Source organism: Rhizobium sp. SRDI969 (assembly GCF_025152725.1).
GTDB classification, from domain to species: domain Bacteria; phylum Pseudomonadota; class Alphaproteobacteria; order Rhizobiales; family Rhizobiaceae; genus Rhizobium; species Rhizobium leguminosarum_I.
The window spans coordinates 3,833,561-3,854,873 of the sequence record NZ_CP104035.1 but is presented as its reverse complement, the minus strand read 5'-3'; the positions used below and the strand labels follow the sequence as shown (position 1 = coordinate 3,854,873).

Here is a 21,313-nt window from a genome sequence, read left to right as displayed (position 1 = left end):
CCTGACTGCAAGGGCTATCGCAACAAACCCTGGCCGCCGTCGATCCAGATCGGCGTACCGGTGATATGTCGGGCGCGTTCGGATGCGAGAAAGAGGATGGCTTCGGCAACATCCTCGCTCTTGCCTGCCTTGCCGCCGGCGATCGGAATATCCCCCTGCGGCCAGATGACCGGAACCTCCGTCTCCTCGCGATGGCGGCTGTCGGTATTGGCGCTGATATTGGTGTCGATCTCGCCCGGGCAGACGGCATTGACGCGAATGCCGTGCCGGCCGAGTTCGAGGGCGAGCTGCTGGGCCATGGCGACCTGGCCTGCCTTGGTTGCGGTGTAGGCGGTGGCGCCCGGCGTGGTGAAGGTTCGGGTGCCGTTGATCGAGGAGACGACGATGATCGAACCGCCGTGCCGCTTCAGATGCGGAACCGTCAGATGCAGGGTCAGGTAGGTGCCGCGCAGATTGACGGCGATGGTCTTGTCCCATTCTTCCGGCTTCAGATCGTCGATCGGCGCCCAGACGCCGTTGATCCCAGCATTGGCGACAACGATGTCGAGGCCGCCGAAGGTGTCGGTCAGTTGCGCGACGGCGCCCCGCATTTGAGCTTCGTCGCTGGTATCTGCCGTCAACGCTATTGACTGGCCACTGGCGGCCTCGATTTCGGCGCAGGTCTTTTCGACCTCGTCAGCGGTGCGGCTCAATGCTGCGACCCTCGCCCCCTCGGCGGCGAGCCGCAATGCGGCCGCTTTGCCGATGCCGGAACCAGCGCCTGTCACCAATGCGATCTTTCCCTTCAGCTCCATGGGTGGGCTCTCCTTGCCGTTTTGCCGACATGCCAACTGTTCAGCACGGCAGTTGGTTCCGGAGGAGGCGGGTCGTCGCGGTTATCTTAGAAGCGTTTGCTTCAACGCCCATCTCTCCGGCCCGTGGACGGCGGCAAAGAGCAGACCGGCGAGGAAGGTAAAGTGATCGATGAAAAAGCCGAATTCGGCCTGGTTCTGTTGCCAATGGGATGGGCCGTGGAAGGCGAAAGCGAGGAAGATCACATAGACGGCTGCGAGCAGGCTGGCCTCGGTGAAGAAGGCCCCTGTTATGAAAGCGAGCGCCAGCGCGATCTCGAAGAAGGCGGCGACCCAGGTAAGAAATGTCGCCATCGGAAAACCGGCGGCAGTGATATAGCCCGCTGTTGCGCCGATATCGGCGAACTTGAAGCCGGCGGCCATGAAGAAGACGAAGCTGAAGATGATGCGGGCGACGATGATTGCGATTGCTCTGGCCATCCTGAAATCTCCTCTTTGAGTTTCCACTATGACGGACGAGACCCCCCGACATCCTACACGGTGAATGAAAAAGGGCCGCTTGCGCGACCCTATCACTTTGAATTGCGCACAATCCTTTCCGAAAATCGGTTCCGATTTTCGGGGTTATGCGCTCTCACCATTCGGCGAAGCTGCCGTCGGCATGCCGCCAGATCGGGTTGCGCCAGCGGTGGCCCTCCTTGGCGCGTTCGATGACATAGGCCTCGTCGACCTCGATGCCGAGCCCTGGACCCTGCGGGATCGAGACGAAACCATCGGCATACTGGAACACCTCCTTGTTGGAGATGTAGTCGAGGATGTCGTTGCCCTTGTTGTAATGGATGCCGAGGCTCTGTTCCTGGATGAAGGCATTGTAGCTGACGGCATCGACGTGCAGGCAGGCGGCAAGCGCGATCGGACCCAGCGGGCAATGCGGTGCCAGCGCCACGTCGTAGGCTTCGGCCATGGCCGCGATCTTGCGGCATTCGGTGATGCCGCCGGCATGGGAGAGATCCGGCTGGATGATGTCGACATAGCCGTCCGAAAGGACCTGCTTGAAGTCCCAGCGCGAAAAGAGCCGTTCACCGAGCGCAATCGGCGTAGAGGTGTGGTTGACGATATCGCGCAGCGCTTCCTTGTTTTCGGAAAGCACCGGCTCTTCGATGAACATCAGCTTGTAGGGATCGAGCTCCTTGGCGAGAACCTTCGCCATCGGCTTGTGCACGCGACCGTGGAAATCGACGCCGATGCCAATATGTGGGCCGATCGCCTCGCGGATGATGGCGATGGTCTCGACCGCCTTTTCCACCTTCTCATTGGTGTCAACGATCTGCATTTCCTCGCAGCCATTGAGCTTGATCGCCTTGAAGCCGCGGGCAACCACTTCCTTGGCATTGTTGGCGACATCCGAGGGACGATCGCCGCCGATCCAGGAATAGACCTTGATGCGATCACGGAGCTGACCGCCGAGCAGAGAATGGATCGGCTGGCCGAGCGCTTTGCCCTTGATATCCCACAGCGCCTGGTCGATGCCCGAGATCGCGCTCATGTGGACGGCGCCGCCGCGATAGAAGCCGCCACGATACATCACGGTCCAGTGGTCTTCGATCAGGAAAGGATCCTTGCCGATCAGGTAGTCTTCCAGCTCATGGACGGCGGCCTGAACGGTGAGCGCACGGCCTTCGACGACCGGTTCGCCCCAGCCGACGATGCCTTCATCGGTCTCGACCTTCAAAAACAGCCAGCGCGGGGGAACGATATAGGTGGTGAGTTTGGTGATCTTCATCGCTGCTCTTTCAGTCTCTTCCCGGGTTTGCGATCGGCGGCGCGTCCGCAGATTTGTCGTGATAGTTCATTTCGTTCTGCCGATCGCTTTTTCGGCGGCGGCAAGATCGCGCACCGCAAGATCAAGCATGCGGTTGGCGCATTCGCGGGCGCCCGCCTTGTCGCGCATGCGCAGCGCCTCGACCAGCTGGCCGTGAACGAGCACTGCATCCTCGCGATTCTCGACACCGATATTGGAGGCATGCAGCGCATATTTCAGCGCCGCGTGAATGGCGCTCGACAGGCGGCGGAAGACCTGGTTGTGGCTGGCGGTGAGCAGCACCGTGTGGAACATGACGTCGGCATCGGTGAAGCTTTCCGGGTCGCGGGCGCTGTCGCGCATCTGCCGCCAGGCGTTGTCGAGATCGGCGATCTCCTGGGCGCTGGCGCGCTCGGCGGCATATTCGGCGGCTGCCGGCTCGATGGTGCGGCGGGCTTCGAGAATGCAGCCGAGCAGGTCGAAATCCTTGATATAGGGACCCATCCATTCAAGCACGTCGGCGTCGAGGATATTCCAGTCGTCCTTGTCGCAGACGGTGGTTCCGATGCGCGGCTTGCCACGGACGAGGCCTTTGGACTCCAGCACTTTCAGCGATTCGCGAATGACGGTGCGGCTGACGCCGTAAAGTTCGCAGAGATCGTTTTCGCGCGGCAGCGGCGAGCCCGCGGGATAGCGGTCCGCACAGATATCCTGAGCGATCGCCGCCGTGACGTTGCGGCGTACGCGTGGGCGGCGCTCGATGCGGCGGCTTTCGGCCCCGCTCTGTCGCTCGATTGTTTCCAACTCACCTCTCCGCTCTGTCTCGCGTGCTAGGCAACCGAACCTGATTATCCGAATTCGATCCGCTTTGCGACGCTTCCTCCCGACACCTCGTCAATAATCCTATTATTCCAATCATCATACATTGGCAATTGACTGGTATGATGATTTATCCTAATTCATTGGACGTTGCCTGGGAGGCAGCGGCTCGGTTTTTGAGAGTTTAGGGAGAGAGACATGCGCTTGTTCAAAGCAGCCATTCTGGCTGGCACTTTCGCCATTCTGGCAGCCGGCTCGGCATTTTCCGCGGACGTCAAGATAGGCTTCATCGTCAAGCAGCCGGAGGAGCCTTGGTTCCAGGACGAATGGAAATTCGCCGACCAGGCCGCCAAGGAAAAAGGCTTCACCGTCGTCAAGATCGGCGCCGAAGACGGCGAGAAGGTCCAGTCGGCGATCGATAATCTCGGCGCCCAGGGTGCGCAGGGCTTCATCATCTGCACGCCCGACGTCAAGCTCGGCCCCGGCATCGTCGCCAAGGCCGAAGCCAACCAGCTGAAGCTGATGACGGTGGACGACCGCCTCGTCAGCGCCGACGGCAAGCCGCTGGAAGACGTGCCGCATATGGGCATTTCAGCCACCAAGATCGGTGAGACCGTCGGCCAGGCGATCGTCGACGAAATCAAGAAGCGCGGCTGGGACATGAAGAGTGTCGGCGCCGTGCGGGTCTCCTACGACCAGTTGCCGACCGCCGTCGACCGCGTCGAAGGTGCGATCTCGGTGCTGAAGTCCGCCGGCTTCCCGGCAGAAAACATCTACGACGCGCCGCAGGCGAAGACGGATACGGAAGCGGCGCTCAACGCGGCGACCACCGTTCTCAACAAACATGCCGACGTGAAATACTGGGTCGCTTTCGGCCTCAACGATGAAGCCGTCCTCGGCGCCGTCCGCGCCTCCGAATCGGTCGGTATTCCGGCCGCCAACGTCATCGGCGTCGGCATCGGCGGTGCGGAATCGGCGATCAACGAATTCAAGAAGCCGGCAGCGACGGGCTTCTTCGGCACCGTCATCATCTCGCCGAAGCGCCACGGCTATGAGACGGCGCTCAACATGTACGACTGGATCGCCAACGACAAGGAGCCGGCTAAGCTGACGCTGACCTCCGGTTCCCTGGCGCTGCGCGGCGATTACGAAAAAGTCCGCAAGGATCTTGGAATCGAGTGATCGTCCTTCCAAGATGATATCGTCCGGCGGCCGGTCAGCGTGCCGCCGGGTCTTTCTCGGCGGAGCGATGATGGCTTTCCTCGAATTCAGCAATATCTCCAAAGGTTATCCCGGTGTGCAGGCGCTGGCGAACGTGTCCTTCACGGTCGAGAAGGGCGCCGTCCACGGCCTGATGGGGGAAAACGGTGCCGGTAAATCGACACTGATCCGCGTACTGTCAGGCGATCAGGCGGCCGATGCCGGCAACATCCTCATCGACGGCGAGGAGCAGAAATATGGATCCGTCCGTCACGCCTTCAATGCCGGTGTGATCGTCATCCATCAGGAACTGCAACTCGTCCCGGAGTTGACCGTCGCCGAAAATCTCTGGCTCGGACGCTTTCCGGCCAAGGGCGGCGTCATCCATTCGAAGACGCTGATCGAGACGGTGCGCTCGAGGCTTGAAGAGATCGGCATCGATATCGATCCGTCGGCCAAGGTAGCTTCGCTTTCGATCGGTGCGCGGCAGATGGTCGAGATCGCCAAGGCCGTCATGCTCGATGCACGGGTGATTGCATTGGACGAACCGACCTCATCGCTCTCCTCGCGTGAAAGCGATATCCTGTTTTCGCTCATCGATACACTGAAGGCCAAGGGAACGGTCATTCTCTACGTCTCGCATCGTCTCGACGAGATTTTCAGGCTTTGCGACAGCCTGACGGTGCTGCGCGACGGCAAGCTTGCCGCCCACCATCCTCAGATCGCCGACACGACGCGCGAGCAGATCATCTCGGAAATGGTCGGACGCGAGATCAGCAATGTCTGGGGGTGGCGCGAACGTCCGCTCGGCGGCATACGGCTGGAGGTCAAGGGCCTGTCGGGGCCGAGGCTGCGCCATCCGATCAGCTTTTCCGTCCGCCAGGGCGAAATCCTCGGTTTCTTCGGGCTGATCGGTGCCGGCCGTAGCGAGATGGCGCGGCTGCTTTACGGCGCCGACACCAGGCATCAAGGGCAGGTGACGATCGACGGCGTTGCCGTTTCGCCGAACAATCCGAAAGCGGCGATCAATGCCGGCATAGTGCTCTGCCCCGAGGACCGCAAGTTCGACGGCATCGTCCAGGGACGATCGATCGAGGAGAATATCGCGATCTCTTCGCGCCGGCATTTTTCGCCTTTCGGCATTCTGAGCCCGAGACAAGAGGCGGCGCTGGCGGACCGGTTCATCGCCAAGCTTCGGGTGCGAACGCCGTCGCGCCGGCAGGACATCATCAATCTCTCGGGCGGCAACCAGCAGAAGGTCATTCTCGGCCGCTGGTTGTCCGAGCAGGGTATCAAGGTCCTGGTCATCGACGAGCCGACGCGCGGCATCGATGTCGGGGCGAAATCGGAAATCTACGAAATCCTCTACGAACTTGCGGCCGGCGGCATGGCGATCGTGGTCATTTCAAGCGAGTTGCCCGAAGTCATGGGCATTTCCGATCGCATCATGGTGATGTGCCAGGGCAGGGCGGCGGCCAATGTCGCCCGTCCGGATTTCGATGAGCGCAGCATCCTGACGGCAGCGCTGCCCGACAAGAATGCCGCAGGCATCCTTTAGAACCGGGAAAATACGGACGATGAATTCGGTGAAAAAAATCCTTCTCGGCGAACAGGGGCTGGTGGTGATCTTCGCTGCTGCCTTCGTGATCGTCTCGCTTTTCGTTCCGAACTTCCTGACCGAGCGAAACATGCTGGGGCTGCTGCAGTCGGTCGTCACGATCGGCATCGTTGCCTGCACGATGATGTTCTGCCTGGCGTCGCGCGATTTCGACCTTTCGGTCGGATCGATCGTCGCCTTCTCCGGCATGATCGCGGTGATGGTCTCGAATGCGACGGGCTCCATTCCCGTCGGGCTGCTCGCCGCCCTGCTTTGCGGCGCCGTCGTCGGCCTCGTCAACGGCATCGTCATTGCGCGCTTTCGCATCAATGCGCTGATCACCACGCTTGCGACCATGCAGATCGTTCGCGGGCTGGCGCTGATCGCGTCCGATGGCCGCGCCGTCGGCATCAACGATGCCGATTTCTACCAGCTTGCCCTGTCGCGATTTCTGACGGTGCCGACGCCGATCTGGATCATGCTGATCCTTTTCATCCTCTTCGGTTTCGTGCTCAACCGCACCGTCTTCGGCAAGAACACCCTGGCGATCGGCGGCAATCCCGAAGCCTCGCGGCTTGCCGGCGTCAATGTCGTCAACATGCGCATCTGGATCTTTGCGTTGCAGGGGCTCGTCTGCGGCATTGCCGGCATCCTGCTTGCCTCGCGCATCACCTCCGGCCAGCCGAATGCGGCGACGGGGCTTGAGCTTTCGGTGATTTCGGCCTGCGTTCTCGGCGGCGTTTCGCTGGCCGGCGGCCGGGCGGCGATGAGCGGCGTCATCGTCGGCGTGCTGATCATGGGCATTGCCGAAAACGTCATGAACCTCCTGAATATCCAGGCGTTTTATCAGTATGTGGTCCGCGGGCTGATCCTGCTGATCGCAGTGCTCCTCGACAATTTGAGGTCTTCGGCTGCGGGACGGCGCGGATGAACCAGGGACAAGCCGGCGACGACATCGAACTGAGGCACGGCGATTTCGCCGTCCGGGTCAGCAGTCGGGGTGCCGCCGTCACTGCCGCGACGTATCGCGGCACCCCCTTTCTCGTTGCGGCCGGCGGTCCGGAGGGAGCGATGGCGAATTTCGCGATGGTGCCTTTCGGCAACCGCGTGGAAGGCAATACCATGTCCTTTGCCGGACGCGATTATGCCTTCCAGCCGAATGCATCCGATCCGCTCTATCTCCACGGCGACGGCTGGCTCAGCCTCTGGCAGCTTGAAGACGCCAGCCCGGAGCATGCGCAGTTCTGCTTTTCCCGGAGCGCCGACGGGGTTTCGCCTTATGCCTATCTTACCCGGCAGGAGATCCGTCTCGCTGGCGATGCGCTGGTGCTGAGGCTTTCCGTGGAAAACCGCGGCGAAGCGGCTCTTCCTTTCGGGCTTGGTCAACATCCCTTCTTCGCGCGGACGCCAAAGACGCGACTGACGATTGCGGCCGATCGCTATTGGAGCGAGCGGCCGGACCATCTGCCAGAGATGCCTGGCCCTGTGCCGGACCATTTCGATTTCGGATCCGAAAAGCTTTTGCCGCAGAGGTGGATGAACAATGCCTTCGAGGGCTGGAACGGGCGGGCGGCAATCGCCTGGCCGGAACTTGGAATTCAGGCGGCGCTGGAAACCAACGGTGCGCTCGATCGCTTTATGCTGTATATGCCGGTCAACCGGAGCGACTTCTTCTGCCTCGAGCCGATGAGCCACCTGCCGAACGGCCACCACCTTCCCGATTTCGGTGGGCTCACGCCGCTTGCGCCGGGAGAGGCGCTTGCCGGCACGGTGACGATCCTGATGTCGGCGCTGCCGGTTCAACCGGAGGAGGGATAGATGAGCGGCCGCCTGCAGGGCAAGAACATCCTGGTCACCGGCGCTGCGCAGGGTATCGGCCTTGCGATCGCAAAGGCTTTCATGCGGGAGGATGCCGCCGTCTTTCTCGTCGATCGCGACGCCGCGCTGCTGGTGAAGACAGCGAAAGACCTCCAGCGCAGTGGTGGCCGGCTTGGTTATCTGCCGGCCGATATCACCGATTCCGGGACGATCACCACGTTGGTCGCTCAGGCGAAAGAAGAGATCGGACAGCTGAACGCGCTCGTCAACAATGCCGGGGTGAATGTCTTCGCCGAACCGCTCGAGACGACGGACGAGGAATGGAACCGCTGCTTCGACATCAATCTCAAGGGCGCATGGAATTGCTGCAGGGCGGTGCTGCCCGGCCTGATCGAACAGGGTGGCGGCGTCATCCTCAACATCGCCTCGACGCACGCTTTCACCATCATCCCGCACACATTTCCCTATCCGCTGGCAAAACACGCCCTGCTCGGAATGACGAAATCCTTAGGGCTCGAATATGCCGCCCGCAATATCCGCGTCAACGCGCTGGCGCCGGGTTATGTCTCGACGCAGAAGGTGATCGATTACTGGAACGGCTTTCCCGATCCGGAGGCGGCAAAGGCCGAGACGATGAAACTGCACCCCGGCGGGCGCATCGCGACGCCGGAGGAGATTGCCATGGCGGCCGTGTTCATGATCTCAGACGAGTGCCCGTTCATCAATGCCACATGCCTGACGATCGACGGCGGCCTCAGCATGCTGCAGCATTCCGCCTGAAGGGCTTCGACCCCGCTATTTTACAAGCCTGTCGTCTTCTCGCGATAGAGCATTATATTGCCCATCGGGAAGGTTATCCGATCTCCCGCAGGCATGGAGCGGCGCCCTGCCGCTTCCTGGAAACAGTTGGAGCATGATGTCGTCCGAAAACCGTGTACACTTTTCGGCATCATGCGCTGAAAGCTCAATCGAAAACAGGAGGACGGCATGCAGATCAATCGTACGGCTTCGGCTCACTGGACCGGTGGCCTCAAGGACGGAAGAGGCCTGATCTCGACACAGAGCGGCGCCCTGAAGGATTATCCCTACGGCTTTGCGAGCCGCTTCGAAGGCGTTGCCGGCACCAACCCGGAAGAACTGATCGGTGCCGCCCATGCCGGCTGCTTCACCATGGCGCTGTCGTTGATCCTCGGGGAAGCCGGCTTTACCGCCGAGCATATGGAAACCTCTGCCAAGGTAACGCTCGAAAGCGTCGAGGGCGGCTTTGCCATTACCGCCATCCATCTTTCGCTCTCCGGCCGTATTCCCGGTGCCGATGAGGCGACCTTCACCGAACTCGCCAACAAGGCAAAGGCCGGCTGCCCGGTTTCCAAGGCGCTCGCCTCCGTTCCGATCACACTCGACGTCAAGATCGTCTGACACGTCATTTCATTGACCAGGTGCCGCGCGCTTCTCGCCGCGGCACTTTCCATTTGTCGCCTGCATTATCGGGTCCGCCTATCCCGAAGTCGTCGGCTGTCGGCATGACGCGGGCGGTACAGGCCTTCTCACCGCTAGATTGTCGCTTCCGCCGGATCGTGCTCGTCCCTCGACAATTTGTGCTGCGCCGCGGCATATTGACAAATAACGTCTTATATTTTACGACTGACGAAATTCGAAAATCGTCAGTCGTAAAATCAGGCCTCGGAACTATGAACGACCTCGCGGAAAATACACTCGACATCACGCGGCAGGAGAATGTCACGCGGATTCTCGATTCGGCCGAGCGGCTGTTCCGTCACTATGGCTACAGCAAGACGACGGTGGCCGACATCGCCCGCGACCTCGGCATGTCGCCGGCCAATATTTATCGCTTCTTCGCCTCCAAGGTTGAGATACACCAGGCGCTCTGCGGGCGCATGCTCGCCATGTGCTATCAGATCGCCTACGACGTCCGCCATCAGCCGGCCAGCGCCAGCGAAAGGCTGCGCCGCTATGTCGAGACCCAGTATCAGTGGACGCTGGATGTGATGCTCGACGAGACGAAGGTGCACGAGATGATCATCGTCGCGATTGAGCGCGACTGGCATGTCATCGAAAAACATATCGACCGCGTTCATGATCTCATCGCCGAAATCATTGCCGAAGGCATTGCATCCGGCGAGTTCGCCGAGCAGGACCCGGTCGTTGCCTCGCGCTGCTTCGGCGCGGCGACGAACACGCTCTGCCATCCGCAGATGGTGGCGCAATGTCTTGCCAAAACGAACCGCGCGAGCGTCGACGAACTGATCGACTACGTGATCAGGGCGCTGAAGAAATAATGGACGGCGGGCGCCGTCGAAACCCCCGAAACGATCCAGGAGTGCGGAAGATGTTTTCGCTCAAGACCCTCAGCCATCGCATGCCGTCCGTCGCCAGTCTCGTGCTCGTGGGCGCCATCGGCATCGGCGTTTCCGCCTGCTCGGAAGAGAAGGCTGAGGTCAAGGAAGTCATCCGGCCGGTGAAGGTCGTCGAGATCGCCAAGGCCGGGGACACGCGCAAGCTCGATTATTCGGGTTCGGTCAAGGCGCGCACGGAGATGAACCTCGGGTTTCGCGTCGCCGGCAAGATCACCGAACGCCTCGTCGATATCGGCGACCGGGTGACGCCGGGCGACGTTCTCGCCCGCGTCGATGCCACGGACTACCAGCTGGCGGTCCGGACGGCGGAAGCCAATCTCGCCTCGGCGGAAAGGGGCGTCGAAACCACCGATCTCGTCAACAAACGCGCCGAGCAGCTTTTCGACAAGAGCGTCGCCCCGAAGTCGCAGGTCGAACAGGCTTCGCTCAGCCATGACCAGGCGATCTCACAGCGCGATGCCGCACTTTCCGCGCTCGACCAGGCGAAGAACCAGGTGAGCTATACCGAGCTCAAGGCCGGTCAGAACGGCATCGTCACTGCGATTAATGCCGATACCGGCCAGGTCGTCGGTTCCGGCACCGCCGTCGTCACGGTTGCGGTCGACGGCGAGAAGGAAGTGCAGATCGCCGTTCCGGAAAACGACATTGCCGAATTCAAGCCGGGCAAGACAGTCAAGGCAAGCTTCTGGGCCGACGACAGGCTGGTACTCGACGGCAAGGTGCGGGAAGTTTCCGGCAGCGCCGACCAGCAGTCGCGCACGTTCGCCGTCCGGGTGAGCCTGCCGAACGATCCGCGCGTGCTTCTCGGCATGACGGCGACGATCGAGGCCGAGGTCAGCAATGGCAGCAGCTATGTCTCGATCCCGCTCAGCGCCCTGGCTGAAAAGGACGGCAAGCAGATGGTCTGGACCGTCGACCGCGACACGGCGACCGTACATGGCCGCGACATCAAGGTCGCCGATTTCACAGGTGACGGCGTGCATGTGACCGAGGGTCTCGATAGCGGCGATCTCGTCGTTTCGGCCGGCACGCAGTTCATGAGCGAGAACCTGAAGGTGAAAGTGCCGGACCAGCAGTCGGCCCTGGCCGCCACGGACCAGGCCGTGCGCTGATCGCGCCATAGGATAGGGAACAAGACCATGGACGCCACCACCACCGAAAAGCGGCCCTTCAATCTGTCGCGCTGGGCAATCGGACATCCGAGCATCGCCCGCTTCCTCTTCGGGCTGATCATCGTCACCGGCGTGCTCGGCCTAATGCGCATGGGCCAGCGCGAGGACCCCGAATTCACCTTCCGCGTCATGGTTGTTCAGGCGATCTGGCCAGGTGCTTCCATTCAGGAAATGGAAGATCAGGTCGTCAACAAGATCGAGCGCAAGCTGCAGGAAACGCCGCATATCGACTGGGTCAAGTCCTATACGCGGGCGGGCAGTGCGATCATCACCCTGCAGGTCAAGGGCGACACGAATTCGCAAGAGGTGGCGGATGCCTTCTACCAGGTGCGCAAGAAGGTCGGCGACATCTCCAACGAGCTGCCGCAGGGCCTGCTCGGCCCTTATTTCAACGACGAGTTCGGCGATACCTTCATCACGCTGCATTCGATCAGCGGCGACGGCTATTCCTATCCGGAGCTGAAGAAATTCGCGATCCAGGCGCGCGACATGTTGCTGACGACGCCGGGCGTCGAGAAAGCCGTCATCATCGGCGACCAGCCTGAGAAGATCTATGTCGACGTCTCGTCCAAGTCGCTCGCCGAGCGCGGCCTGACGATCCTCGATCTGCAGAATGCCATCAAGGGCCAGAACAATGTCGATCCGGCAGGCTCGGTCGATACCGGCCTGCGGTCGGTGCGCATATCGGTCGAAGGCGACGTGAAGAAAGCAGCCGACATCCGCGAACTGCGCCTTCGCGCCGGCGGTCAGGTGACGCGCCTCGGCGATATCGCCACCGTCAGTTCCGGGCTCGAAGATCCCTACCAGCGCAAGTACCGTTTCAACGGCCACGACAGCGTTCAGGTCGGCGTCGTGATGGCCAAGGGCTTCAACGTTACCGATGTCGGCAAGGGCGTGGAGGCGACCTATCAGCGCTTCGAGGAGGCGCTGCCCTACGGCGTTGCCGTCGACCAGATCGCCAACCAGCCCGACGTGGTGACGGATGCTGTCAGCGAATTCATGCATGCGCTCGGCGAAGCTCTCATCATCGTGCTGGTCGTCTCGTTCGTGTCGATCGGCTGGCGATCGGGCCTCGTCATCGCCATCGCCATTCCGCTGGTACTCGCCGCCACCTTTGCGCTGATGTACGAACTCGGCATCGATCTGCAGCGCATCTCGCTCGGCGCGCTGATCATCGCGCTCGGCCTGCTCGTCGACGATGCGATGATCGTCGTCGAGATGATGGAACGAAAGCTGGAGGAGGGGCTCGTCAAGATCGAAGCGGCAAGCTTCGCCTATTCCTCGACCGCCTTCCCGATGCTGACGGGCACGCTGATCACCACGGCCGGCTTCATTCCCGTCGGCTTCGCCGCCTCGACGGCCGGCGAATATGTGCGCTCGCTGTTCTACGTCGTCGGCATCGCGCTCGTCACCTCGTGGTTCGTCGCGGTCTACTTCACGCCGTGGCTCGGCTATATGATCCTCAAGCAGCGCCATCATGCCGGCGAGCATCGCGACGCCTTCGACACCGGCTTTTACCGTCGGCTGCGCGGCACGGTCGGCTGGGCGGTGCGCCACCGGGTCATCGTGCTGCTGCTGACGCTCGGCACCTTCGTCACCAGCCTCTGGGCCTTCCAGTTCATTCCGCAGAATTTCTTCCCGCAATCCTCGCGGCCGGAAATTCTCGTCGATCTCTGGCTACCCGAGGGCACCAGCATTCGGGAAGTCGAGGTGCAGGCAAAGGCGCTCGAAGCCAAGATGATGGATGATCCCGACAAGCGGTTCATCGCCACCTATATCGGCGAAGGCGCGCCGCGCTTCTTTCTGCCGCTCGACCAGCAGCTGCGCAATCCGAACTTCGCCCAGCTGCTCGTCATGGCCAATGACGAACCGGCACGCGAGCGGCTGATCGTCAAGCTGCGGACGATCCTTGCGGAAGACTTCCCCGACATTCGCGGCAAGGTCGACCGCCTCTTCCTCGGTCCGCCGACCGGCTGGCCGGTGCAGATGCGCGTCATGGGACCCGACCGCCTGAAAGTCAGGGAGATCGCCGATCAGGTAAAGGCGCGCTTCCAGGCCAACCCGGAGCTCGGCGCCATCCATGACGACTGGCTGGAAGAGGTGCCGGCGATGAAGCTGGTGATCGACCAGGACCGCGCCCGGGCACTCGGCGTCACTTCGCAGCGCGTACGCCAGGTGCTGCAGACCGCCATGTCGGGGACGTCGCTCGACGATTTCCGTGACGGCGAGGAGACGGTCTCGATCGTCGCTCGCGAGCCGAATTCCAGCCGTTCGCTGCTGTCGGCCGTCAATTCCGTCTATGTGCCGACGGACTTCGGCAGTTTCGTGCCCGTTTCGCAGGTCGCCAAGGTCGTGCCCGTCATGGAGCAGGGCGTCGAATGGCGTCGCGACCGGCTGCCGACGATCACCGTGCGCGCCACGCTGCCGGACGGCGTGCAGCCGAACGACGTGGTGATGAAGATGTATGCCGACATGAAGGACCTGCGCGACAGCCTGCCGGCCGGCTACAATGTCGAGATCCAGGGCGGCGCCGAGGATGCGGCGGAGAGCCAGATGTCGATTGCCGCCAAGGCGCCGATCATGCTCGCCGTCATCATCGTGCTGCTGATGATACAGCTGCAGCATTTCGGCAAGGCGATGCTGGTGCTCGCCACCGGCCCGCTCGGGATCATCGGTGCGGCGGCCGCATTGCTGATCAGCGGCGCGCCTTTCGGCTTCGTGGCGATCCTCGGCGTCATCGCCCTGCTCGGCATCATCATGCGCAACTCGATCATCCTGGTCGATCAGATCGATCAGGATATCAAGGCCGGCATGCACCGGCAGGAGGCGATCGTCGGTGCTGCCGTGCGGCGTTTCCGGCCGATCATGCTGACGGCGCTGACCGCGGTGCTGGCGCTGATCCCGATTTCGCGCGGCGTCTTCTGGGGCCCGCTCGCCTACGCGATGATGGGCGGCATCCTGGTTGCCACAGTGCTTACCATTCTGGTTCTACCCGCCGGTTACGCCCTCTTCTTCGGCCGGGAGCCGAAGGCAAAGGACGAGCCAGGCCAGCATGCCGACGCCATCCAGGAAGAGGCGGATGACAGATATCCGCCGGCGTTGGCAGCAGAGTGAGGACGGCGCGGCGAAAGCCGCGCCGTTTTCTTGCAGGGTCAGCTCTCCGTCAAAGCACGTTGCTGCTTAGCCGCGGCTCGGCAGCCAGCCTTTGAACGGCTCATCGCTGTCCGCTCCGCCTCAGACCCGGGCCACGATTCCATTGCCGCCTCGAAAAAGCTAAGCTGCGAAAGCATGCCGGGAGACCAACCGCGATCCCGGCCACTCAGCGACGAGGCAGGGCACGACCATGGTCGATTACCATCTGGAAGCAAGCTGGAGCCCGATCGAGGACAGTTTCGGGCGCCTCACCTTCACGCTTTTCAATCTTTCGGCAGAGCTGCTGTCCGGCTTCTCGCTCGCCTATACGTCAGAGACGCGGGTTGCCGACAAACATGTCTGCGACGGCGGCAGCCTCAGGCGGCAGGTCGCGCATTTCCACGAATTCCTGCCGCCCGAAGGGCTGAGCGTGCCGCCCGGCGGGCGCTGGCGGTTCACCGTCGAGGGGCTGACCAGGGCGCCGAAACATATGACATCAGGCGTCAAATCGGCCTATCTGACACTTGGCGACGGACGCCACGTTCCGGTTGGTTTCGGCGATCTCATCCTCGAAGGCCGGGATGCTGGCGTGGCGCCGCCGCTTCTGCCGCCGGGCCGCGCCGAGGAACCTTATTCGCTGCTGCCTTGGCCGCTGGCGCTTGGGCTGAAGGCGGGAGAGCTGCCGGTCGTCCTTCATCCGGTCGAGCGGACGCCGCCCGATGCGGTCAAGGCGCTCTCGCTGGTTCTTGCGCTTTACCAGCGGCTCTATCCGGCCGACAATATGCCGTTTTCCCTCAGTGCCGTCGAAGGCGGGCGGGCCATTCGTTTCGTTACCGAATCGTCGATCGCCGCCTCTGCTTACGAATTGCGTTTTACGGCGCATGAGATCGTGCTTTCGAGTGCGGATACGGCCGGGCGGCATTACGGGCTGATCAGCCTGGCGCAACTGCTGCACGGCTCCCGCGCCGATCGCGAGCGCTTCAAATTCCCCAATTTCGGCACAATCGCCGACCAGCCGCGTTATGACTGGCGCGGCTGCCATCTCGATGTGTCCAGGCAGTTCTATCCGGTGACAGACGTCGTGCGGCTGATCGATATTCTCGCCTGGAACAAGCTCAACATCTTCCACTGGCATCTGACCGACGACGAAGCGTGGCGGCTGGAGATCAAGGCCTATCCGGCGCTGACGGAGATCGGTGCCCGGCACGGGCCGGATGAAGTGCTCGTGCCGCAGCTCGGCGACGGGGCTGAGACGCGCTCCGGCCATTACACGCAGCAGGACGCCAGGCGGATCGTTGCGCATGCAGCCTCGCTGCATATCGAAGTGGTGCCGGAAATCGATATTCCGGGTCACAGCACGGCGACGCTGTTCTCGTTGCCCGAACTCGTCGACGGGCAGGAGGCGCCGGACAGTTACCGCTCGGTGCAGGGTTATCCGAACAACGCCCTTAATCCGGCGGTGGAATTCACCTATGAATTTCTCGGCAAGGTGTTCGATGAGATGGTGACGCTGTTTCCCGGCGAATATCTTCATATTGGCGGCGACGAGGTGGCGCATGGCTCCTGGCTTTCCTCGCCGCTCTGCAAAGTGCTGATGGAGCGGGAGAAACTTGCCGGCACTGCCGAGCTGCAATCCTATTTCCTGAAACGCATCAAAGCCATGCTGTCGGAGCGCGGCAAGAAGCTCGCCGGTTGGAACGAGGTCTCGCATGGCGGCGGCGTCGATCGCGACGGCACGCTGCTGATGGCCTGGGAAAAGCCGGCCGTCGGCATCGAGCTCGCGCAAGAAGGTTACGACGTGGTGATGACACCGGGGCAGGCCTATTATCTCGACATGGCGCAGGCGGAGGCCTGGGCCGAGCCGGGCGCCAGCTGGGCGGGCCACGCACCGCCGGAACACACCTATGCTTACGAGGCCGAGGGCGAGCTGCCGGAGGCGCTGCAGGAGAAGATGCGCGGCATCCAGGCCTGTATCTGGACCGAGAACTTCGTCTCGCGCGCCTATTTCAACCGGCTGGTTTTTCCGCGTCTCCCGGCAATCGCCGAGGCTGCCTGGACGCCTTTGGCGCGCAAGGACTGGGATCGGTTCGCAGCAATCGTGCGGATGTGGCCGGTGCTTTAAGGAATGGCTGCGGACGGAAGATCGCTTCGCACTTTTCGCGGAATTGCTTCAGTCCGCCTTGGCCTTCAGTCCCAGCAGTGCCGCGCCGATCAGACCGGGTTCGATGCGGCATTCGCTGCGCACCACCAGCGGGCGATCGAGCTTGCGCAGGATGCGGGCGCGCACCGCGTGGTCGAGCGCGGCAAGCAGCGGCTCGGCATTGGAAAGCCCACCGCCGACAGGCACGATGGTCGCGCCGGTGATGTTGATCGTCAGCGCCAAGGGCGAGGCGACGAGATCGACATAGACGTCGATCGTCCGTGTCGCCTTCTCCTCTCCATGGCGCCACTGAGCGATGATCTCCTCGCTGGCAAGGTCGAGATCGTGCAGCGTCTTGTGCAGGCGTTCGAGGCCGCGGGCGCCGCCGACGGTGTCGACGCAGCCCCTCTGGCCGCAGCCGCAGGCATAAGCGGGAATGGCGACGGGCGGGTTGCCGGCCGCGGATGCGATGATCGGCCCGTGACCCCACTCGCCGGCAAAGCCGCCGGCCTCGTTGACGAGGCGCCCGTCGGCAACCAGGCCGCCGCCGACGCCGGTGCCGAGGATGGCGCCGAAGACGATGCGGTGGCCGCGGCCGGCGCCGAGACCGGCTTCGGCCATCGCGAAACAGTCGGCATCGTTGGCGATCAGCACCGGCAGGCCGAGTTCGGCTTCGAGATCGGCGCCAAGCGTGCGTTCGTGGATGCAGGGAATGTTGGCGCAGATCAGGCGCTGCGTATCGGGATCGACGACGCCGGCGATGGAGAGGGCGATGCCGTTCGGTTGTTGGCCGGTTTCGGCGATGATGTCGTGCAGGGTCTCGACGAAAGCGGCAAAATCATCCCTGGGCGTCGGGCGGCGGCCGAGGGGAACGATGTCTGTCTCGGAACGAGCGATGCCGCCCTTGATGGCGGTGCCGCCGATGTCGAATGAAATGATCATTGCCACTCTGCCGTTTCTCTCCCGCGTCTGCTTGCATTGTTGGCGGGGAATTTCAAGCGCTCATTCGGCGGCGGTGTCGCCGGGTTTAGGGTCGTGCCGTCTGGCACCTCCGCTGTTCTGCCGGACATCTCTCCTACAAGTGGGGAGATCAGATAGGCGGGACGGGTTTCCGTCCCCGCAAGTCATTCAATTGGCATATTGCATCGCCAGAATCCGGCCCTACACTTTCATCAACTGCCGGACCCACGACCATCGATACGAGAGAAAACAGTACCATCCGAAGACCACGTCCCAAAGGCCGCCGCCTCTCATCCATTTTGCGGCAAATGGCCGCCGATCAAAGCCGCGAACGGATCTCGATCGGCGATCTGTTCGACACGATGGGCGACAGGGCGATCAGCGCGTTGATGCTGATCTTCGCGCTTCCGAACGCCTTTCCTACGCCGCCGGGCACCTCGGCCGTGCTCGGGGCGCCATTGGTCTTCCTGGCAGCGCAACTGACCTTTGGGCTGAAACCCTGGCTACCGAAGGTGATTGCCAACCGTTCGATGCGCCGGGAGGATTTCGAGGCCATTGTCGGCCGCATCTACCGCTGGCTCGCCTGGGCCGAACGCATGCTGAAACCAAGGCTTGCGATCTTCGCCGAACCGCCGGCGGAATATCTTGCAGGGGCGGCATGCCTGCTGCTGGCGATCGTGCTGCTGCTGCCGGTCCCGCTCGGCAACATGCTGCCGGCGATCACGATCTCGGTCTTCGCCTTCGGCATATTGGGCCGTGACGGTCTCTTCGCGCTCATCGGCTTCGTGATGACGGCCGTGTCGCTCGTCGTCGCCGGCGGGGTGATTTACGGTCTCGTGAAGGCGGCGATCTATCTCGTCGTGCAATGGTTTGCCTAAACGGAGTTTGCTTGAGTGACGGCCGTTATTTGGCGAGGCTCTTTGCAATAGGCTCGACATTTGCCGGAATTTTGTTTTGATCTGGCGCGATACAGACTCAAATCATGTTCGGCGCCGGCCCGCCGGCTCACTTTGCGCGATAGGCATTAGATGGTAAAAAGATCCGAGACCCCCGCACGGCTGGACGATGCGGCGCGTGCCGGCTGGCTCTATTACGTCGCCGGGCGCACGCAGGATGAAATCGCCGCGGCGATGGGCATTTCACGACAATCGGCGCAGCGGCTGGTGTCGCTGGCGGTCGCCGAGCGCCTGATCAAGGTGCGGCTCGATCATCCGATCGCCGCCTGCCTGGAACTCGGCAATCAGCTGCGTCGGAAATTCGGGCTGAAACATGTGGAGGTGGTGCCGAGCGATCCCGCGTCGTCGTCGACGACGGTCGGTATTGCCGAGGCGGCCGCGGCCGAGATCGAGCGGTGGCTGAAACGGCCGGAGCCGATCGTACTCGCCATCGGGACCGGCCGCACGCTGAAGGCGGCCGTCGACCAGCTTCCGGCGATCGAATGTCCCAATCACCGCATCGTTTCGCTGACCGGCAATATTGCCCCGGACGGATCGGCCGCCTATTACAACGTCATCTTCAGCATGGCCGATGCCGTGAAGGCGCGGCACTATCCGATGCCGTTGCCGGTGCTCGTCACCTCGGCGGAGGAGCGGGAGCTGCTGCATGGCCAGCAGCTGGTACGCTCGACGCTTAATATAAGCGCGCAAGCCGATGTCACCTTCGTCGGCATCGGCGAGCTCGGCATCGATGGGCCACTCTGCGTCGATGGTTTTCTCGAGAAGGACGAGATGATGGAACTGATGCGCGGGGGTGCTGTCGGCGAAATCTGCGGCTGGATCTTCGATGTCGACGGCAGGTTGATCGACAACCCGATCAACGAGCGCGTCGCATCCGCCCCGATCCCGTCCCGCGATGCATCGATGGTCATTGGGCTGGCCAAGGGCAAGCGCAAGTTCAAGGCGATCAGGGCCGCCGTTGTCGGTCATCAAATCAATGCTCTGATCACTGACGAAGAGACGGCCGAGTTTTTGCTCAAGAGCTGAGCAAAAAATATCCGATTTAAATCAAGGGTATCACTACTGCCTTCGGCGTTGCAGCAACGATTGCCGATTGACATTCTTTATCGTTTGTTGAGTAATTGCCCATGAGCGAAGCGAATGCTCACACCCCATCTTCTGGGAGGAAGATTATGACATTGAGAACTTTTCTGCTGGGCGCCTGCTCAGCACTGGCGTTTGCCGGCATGGCTTCGGCCGAGACACTGACAATCGCGACCGTGAACAACGGCGACATGATCCGGATGCAGAAGTTGACGGATGATTTCAAGGCGAAGAATCCCGGCATCGACCTTGAATGGGTAACGCTCGAAGAAAACGTGCTGCGCCAGAAGGTCACGACCGACATCGCGACCAAGGGCGGCCAGTACGACGTCTTGACGATCGGCACTTATGAAGTGCCGATCTGGGCAAAACAGGGCTGGCTGGTGCCGCTCGACAATCTCGGCGCCAACTACGACGTCGACGACCTGCTGCCGGCGATCCGCAGCGGCCTGACCGTGGACGGCAAGCTCTATGCGGCGCCGTTCTACGGCGAAAGCTCGATGGTCATGTACCGCAAGGACCTGTTCGACGCCGCCGGCCTGAAGATGCCGGACGCGCCGACCTGGGACTTCATTGCCGACGCTGCCCGCAAGATCACCAACAAGGACAAGGAAGTCTACGGCATCTGCCTGCGCGGCAAGGCCGGCTGGGGCGAGAACATGGCCTTCCTGACGGCCATGTCCAATTCCTTCGGCGCACGCTGGTTTGACGAGAAGTGGAAGCCGCAGTTCGATCAGCCGGAATGGAAGGACACGCTCGACTTCTACGTCAAGCTGATGAAGGATGCAGGCCCTCCTGGCGCCTCCTCCAACGGCTTCAACGAGAACCTGGCGCTGTTCCAGACCGGCAAGTGCGGCATGTGGATCGACGCAACGGTTGCCGCTTCCTTCGTCGCCGATCCGAAGCAGTCGCAGGTCGCCGACAAGGTCGGCTTCGCGCTCGCCCCGGACAAGGGCCTCGGCAAGCGCGGCAACTGGCTCTGGGCCTGGAGCCTTGCCATCCCGGCAGGTTCGCAGAAGGCCGAAGCTGCCGAGAAGTTCGTCGCCTGGGCCACGAGCAAGGAATACAGCAACCTCGTCGCCGAGAAGGAAGGTTGGCTGAACGCACCTCCGGGCACTCGCAAATCTCTCTACGCGAATGCGGACTACCAGAAGGCGGCTCCCTTCGCCAAGATGACGCTCGACTCGATCGAGTCGGCCGACCCGACCAAGCCGACCGTCAAGCCGGTCCCCTATGTCGGCGTCCAGTTCGTGGCGATCCCGGAATTCCAGGGCATAGGCACGGCAGTGGGTCAGCAGTTCTCGGCAGCCCTTGCCGGCCAGCTTTCGGTCGACCAGGCCCTGAAGAGCGCACAGCAACTGGCAACCCGCGAAATGACCAAGGCCGGTTACATAAAATAGAACCTCCCGAGCAAGAGGCGGATACTTGACATTCCGCCTCTCTGGGCCGCCGATTGCCCGAACTGC

At 62.1% G+C, this 21,313-nt stretch carries 18 protein-coding genes; 13 read left to right on the top strand and 5 right to left on the bottom strand.

Annotation, left to right across the window (positions count from 1 at the left end; translation table 11 throughout):
* Positions 1–14: 14 nt before the first annotated feature.
* The 4 genes from N2A41_RS19105 to N2A41_RS19090 all read right to left on the bottom strand — a co-directional run bounded on the left by N2A41_RS19105 (position 15) and on the right by N2A41_RS19090 (position 3,396).
* The gene (locus tag N2A41_RS19105; protein ID WP_260109474.1) at positions 15–794 is read right to left on the bottom strand and encodes an SDR family oxidoreductase; all 780 of its coding nucleotides are present in this window, start codon (positions 792–794) and stop codon (positions 15–17) included.
* A gap of 81 nt (positions 795–875) precedes the next feature.
* On the bottom strand, positions 876–1,271 hold the full coding sequence (locus tag N2A41_RS19100; protein WP_260109473.1) for a DoxX family protein: 396 nt from the start codon (positions 1,269–1,271) through the stop codon (positions 876–878).
* Positions 1,272–1,425: 154 nt separating this feature from the next.
* On the bottom strand, positions 1,426–2,574 hold the full coding sequence (gene dgoD / locus N2A41_RS19095; RefSeq protein ID WP_260109472.1) for a galactonate dehydratase: 1,149 nt from the start codon (positions 2,572–2,574) through the stop codon (positions 1,426–1,428).
* Between the two features lie 66 nt (positions 2,575–2,640).
* The gene (locus tag N2A41_RS19090) at positions 2,641–3,396 is read right to left on the bottom strand and encodes a FadR/GntR family transcriptional regulator (RefSeq protein WP_003543153.1); all 756 of its coding nucleotides are present in this window, start codon (positions 3,394–3,396) and stop codon (positions 2,641–2,643) included.
* A gap of 213 nt (positions 3,397–3,609) precedes the next feature.
* Between N2A41_RS19090 and N2A41_RS19085 the strand changes: the two genes are divergently transcribed.
* From N2A41_RS19085 to N2A41_RS19040, 10 genes are all read left to right on the top strand, one after another.
* Positions 3,610–4,593, top strand: a complete 984-nt coding sequence (locus N2A41_RS19085; RefSeq protein WP_260109471.1) for an arabinose ABC transporter substrate-binding protein — start codon at positions 3,610–3,612, stop codon at positions 4,591–4,593.
* Between the two features lie 70 nt (positions 4,594–4,663).
* Entirely contained in the window at positions 4,664–6,169 is a 1,506-nt protein-coding gene (gene araG / locus N2A41_RS19080) for an L-arabinose ABC transporter ATP-binding protein AraG (protein WP_260111073.1), read from the top strand.
* A 19-nt stretch (positions 6,170–6,188) separates the two neighbouring features.
* Positions 6,189–7,139, top strand: coding sequence for an L-arabinose ABC transporter permease AraH (gene araH, locus N2A41_RS19075; RefSeq protein ID WP_260109470.1), 951 nt, complete (start codon positions 6,189–6,191; stop codon positions 7,137–7,139).
* Entirely contained in the window at positions 7,136–8,026 is an 891-nt protein-coding gene (locus N2A41_RS19070) for an aldose 1-epimerase (protein ID WP_260109469.1), read from the top strand. The genes araH and N2A41_RS19070 overlap by 4 nt, the downstream gene beginning before the upstream one ends.
* Complete coding sequence (locus N2A41_RS19065; RefSeq protein ID WP_260109468.1) at positions 8,027–8,806, top strand: SDR family oxidoreductase; 780 nt, start codon at positions 8,027–8,029, stop codon at positions 8,804–8,806.
* 207 nt (positions 8,807–9,013) lie between these two features.
* Positions 9,014–9,445 carry an OsmC family protein gene (locus N2A41_RS19060; RefSeq protein ID WP_170257601.1) on the top strand — a complete coding sequence of 144 codons (432 nt, stop codon included), beginning with the start codon at positions 9,014–9,016 and terminating at the stop codon, positions 9,443–9,445.
* 272 nt (positions 9,446–9,717) lie between these two features.
* On the top strand, positions 9,718–10,326 hold the full coding sequence (locus N2A41_RS19055) for a TetR family transcriptional regulator (RefSeq protein WP_170282091.1): 609 nt from the start codon (positions 9,718–9,720) through the stop codon (positions 10,324–10,326).
* 50 nt (positions 10,327–10,376) lie between these two features.
* Positions 10,377–11,516, top strand: coding sequence for an efflux RND transporter periplasmic adaptor subunit (locus N2A41_RS19050; protein ID WP_222384496.1), 1,140 nt, complete (start codon positions 10,377–10,379; stop codon positions 11,514–11,516).
* A gap of 27 nt (positions 11,517–11,543) precedes the next feature.
* Complete coding sequence (locus N2A41_RS19045) at positions 11,544–14,690, top strand: efflux RND transporter permease subunit (protein ID WP_260109467.1); 3,147 nt, start codon at positions 11,544–11,546, stop codon at positions 14,688–14,690.
* Between the two features lie 229 nt (positions 14,691–14,919).
* Complete coding sequence (locus N2A41_RS19040) at positions 14,920–16,830, top strand: beta-N-acetylhexosaminidase (protein ID WP_260109466.1); 1,911 nt, start codon at positions 14,920–14,922, stop codon at positions 16,828–16,830.
* Positions 16,831–16,878: 48 nt separating this feature from the next.
* Here N2A41_RS19040 and N2A41_RS19035 read toward each other — a convergent pair whose 3' ends face one another.
* Positions 16,879–17,790, bottom strand: a complete 912-nt coding sequence (locus N2A41_RS19035; RefSeq protein WP_222384498.1) for an ROK family protein — start codon at positions 17,788–17,790, stop codon at positions 16,879–16,881.
* A gap of 326 nt (positions 17,791–18,116) precedes the next feature.
* Here N2A41_RS19035 and N2A41_RS19030 point away from each other — a divergent pair, with 326 nt between their 5' ends.
* The 3 genes from N2A41_RS19030 (at position 18,117) to N2A41_RS19020 (ending at position 21,247) form a co-directional block, all read left to right on the top strand.
* Complete coding sequence (locus tag N2A41_RS19030) at positions 18,117–18,686, top strand: exopolysaccharide biosynthesis protein (RefSeq protein ID WP_246730980.1); 570 nt, start codon at positions 18,117–18,119, stop codon at positions 18,684–18,686.
* A gap of 150 nt (positions 18,687–18,836) precedes the next feature.
* Positions 18,837–19,790, top strand: a complete 954-nt coding sequence (locus N2A41_RS19025; RefSeq protein WP_017967990.1) for a sugar-binding transcriptional regulator — start codon at positions 18,837–18,839, stop codon at positions 19,788–19,790.
* A gap of 146 nt (positions 19,791–19,936) precedes the next feature.
* Positions 19,937–21,247, top strand: a complete 1,311-nt coding sequence (locus tag N2A41_RS19020; protein ID WP_017967989.1) for an ABC transporter substrate-binding protein — start codon at positions 19,937–19,939, stop codon at positions 21,245–21,247.
* Positions 21,248–21,313: the final 66 nt, after the last annotated feature.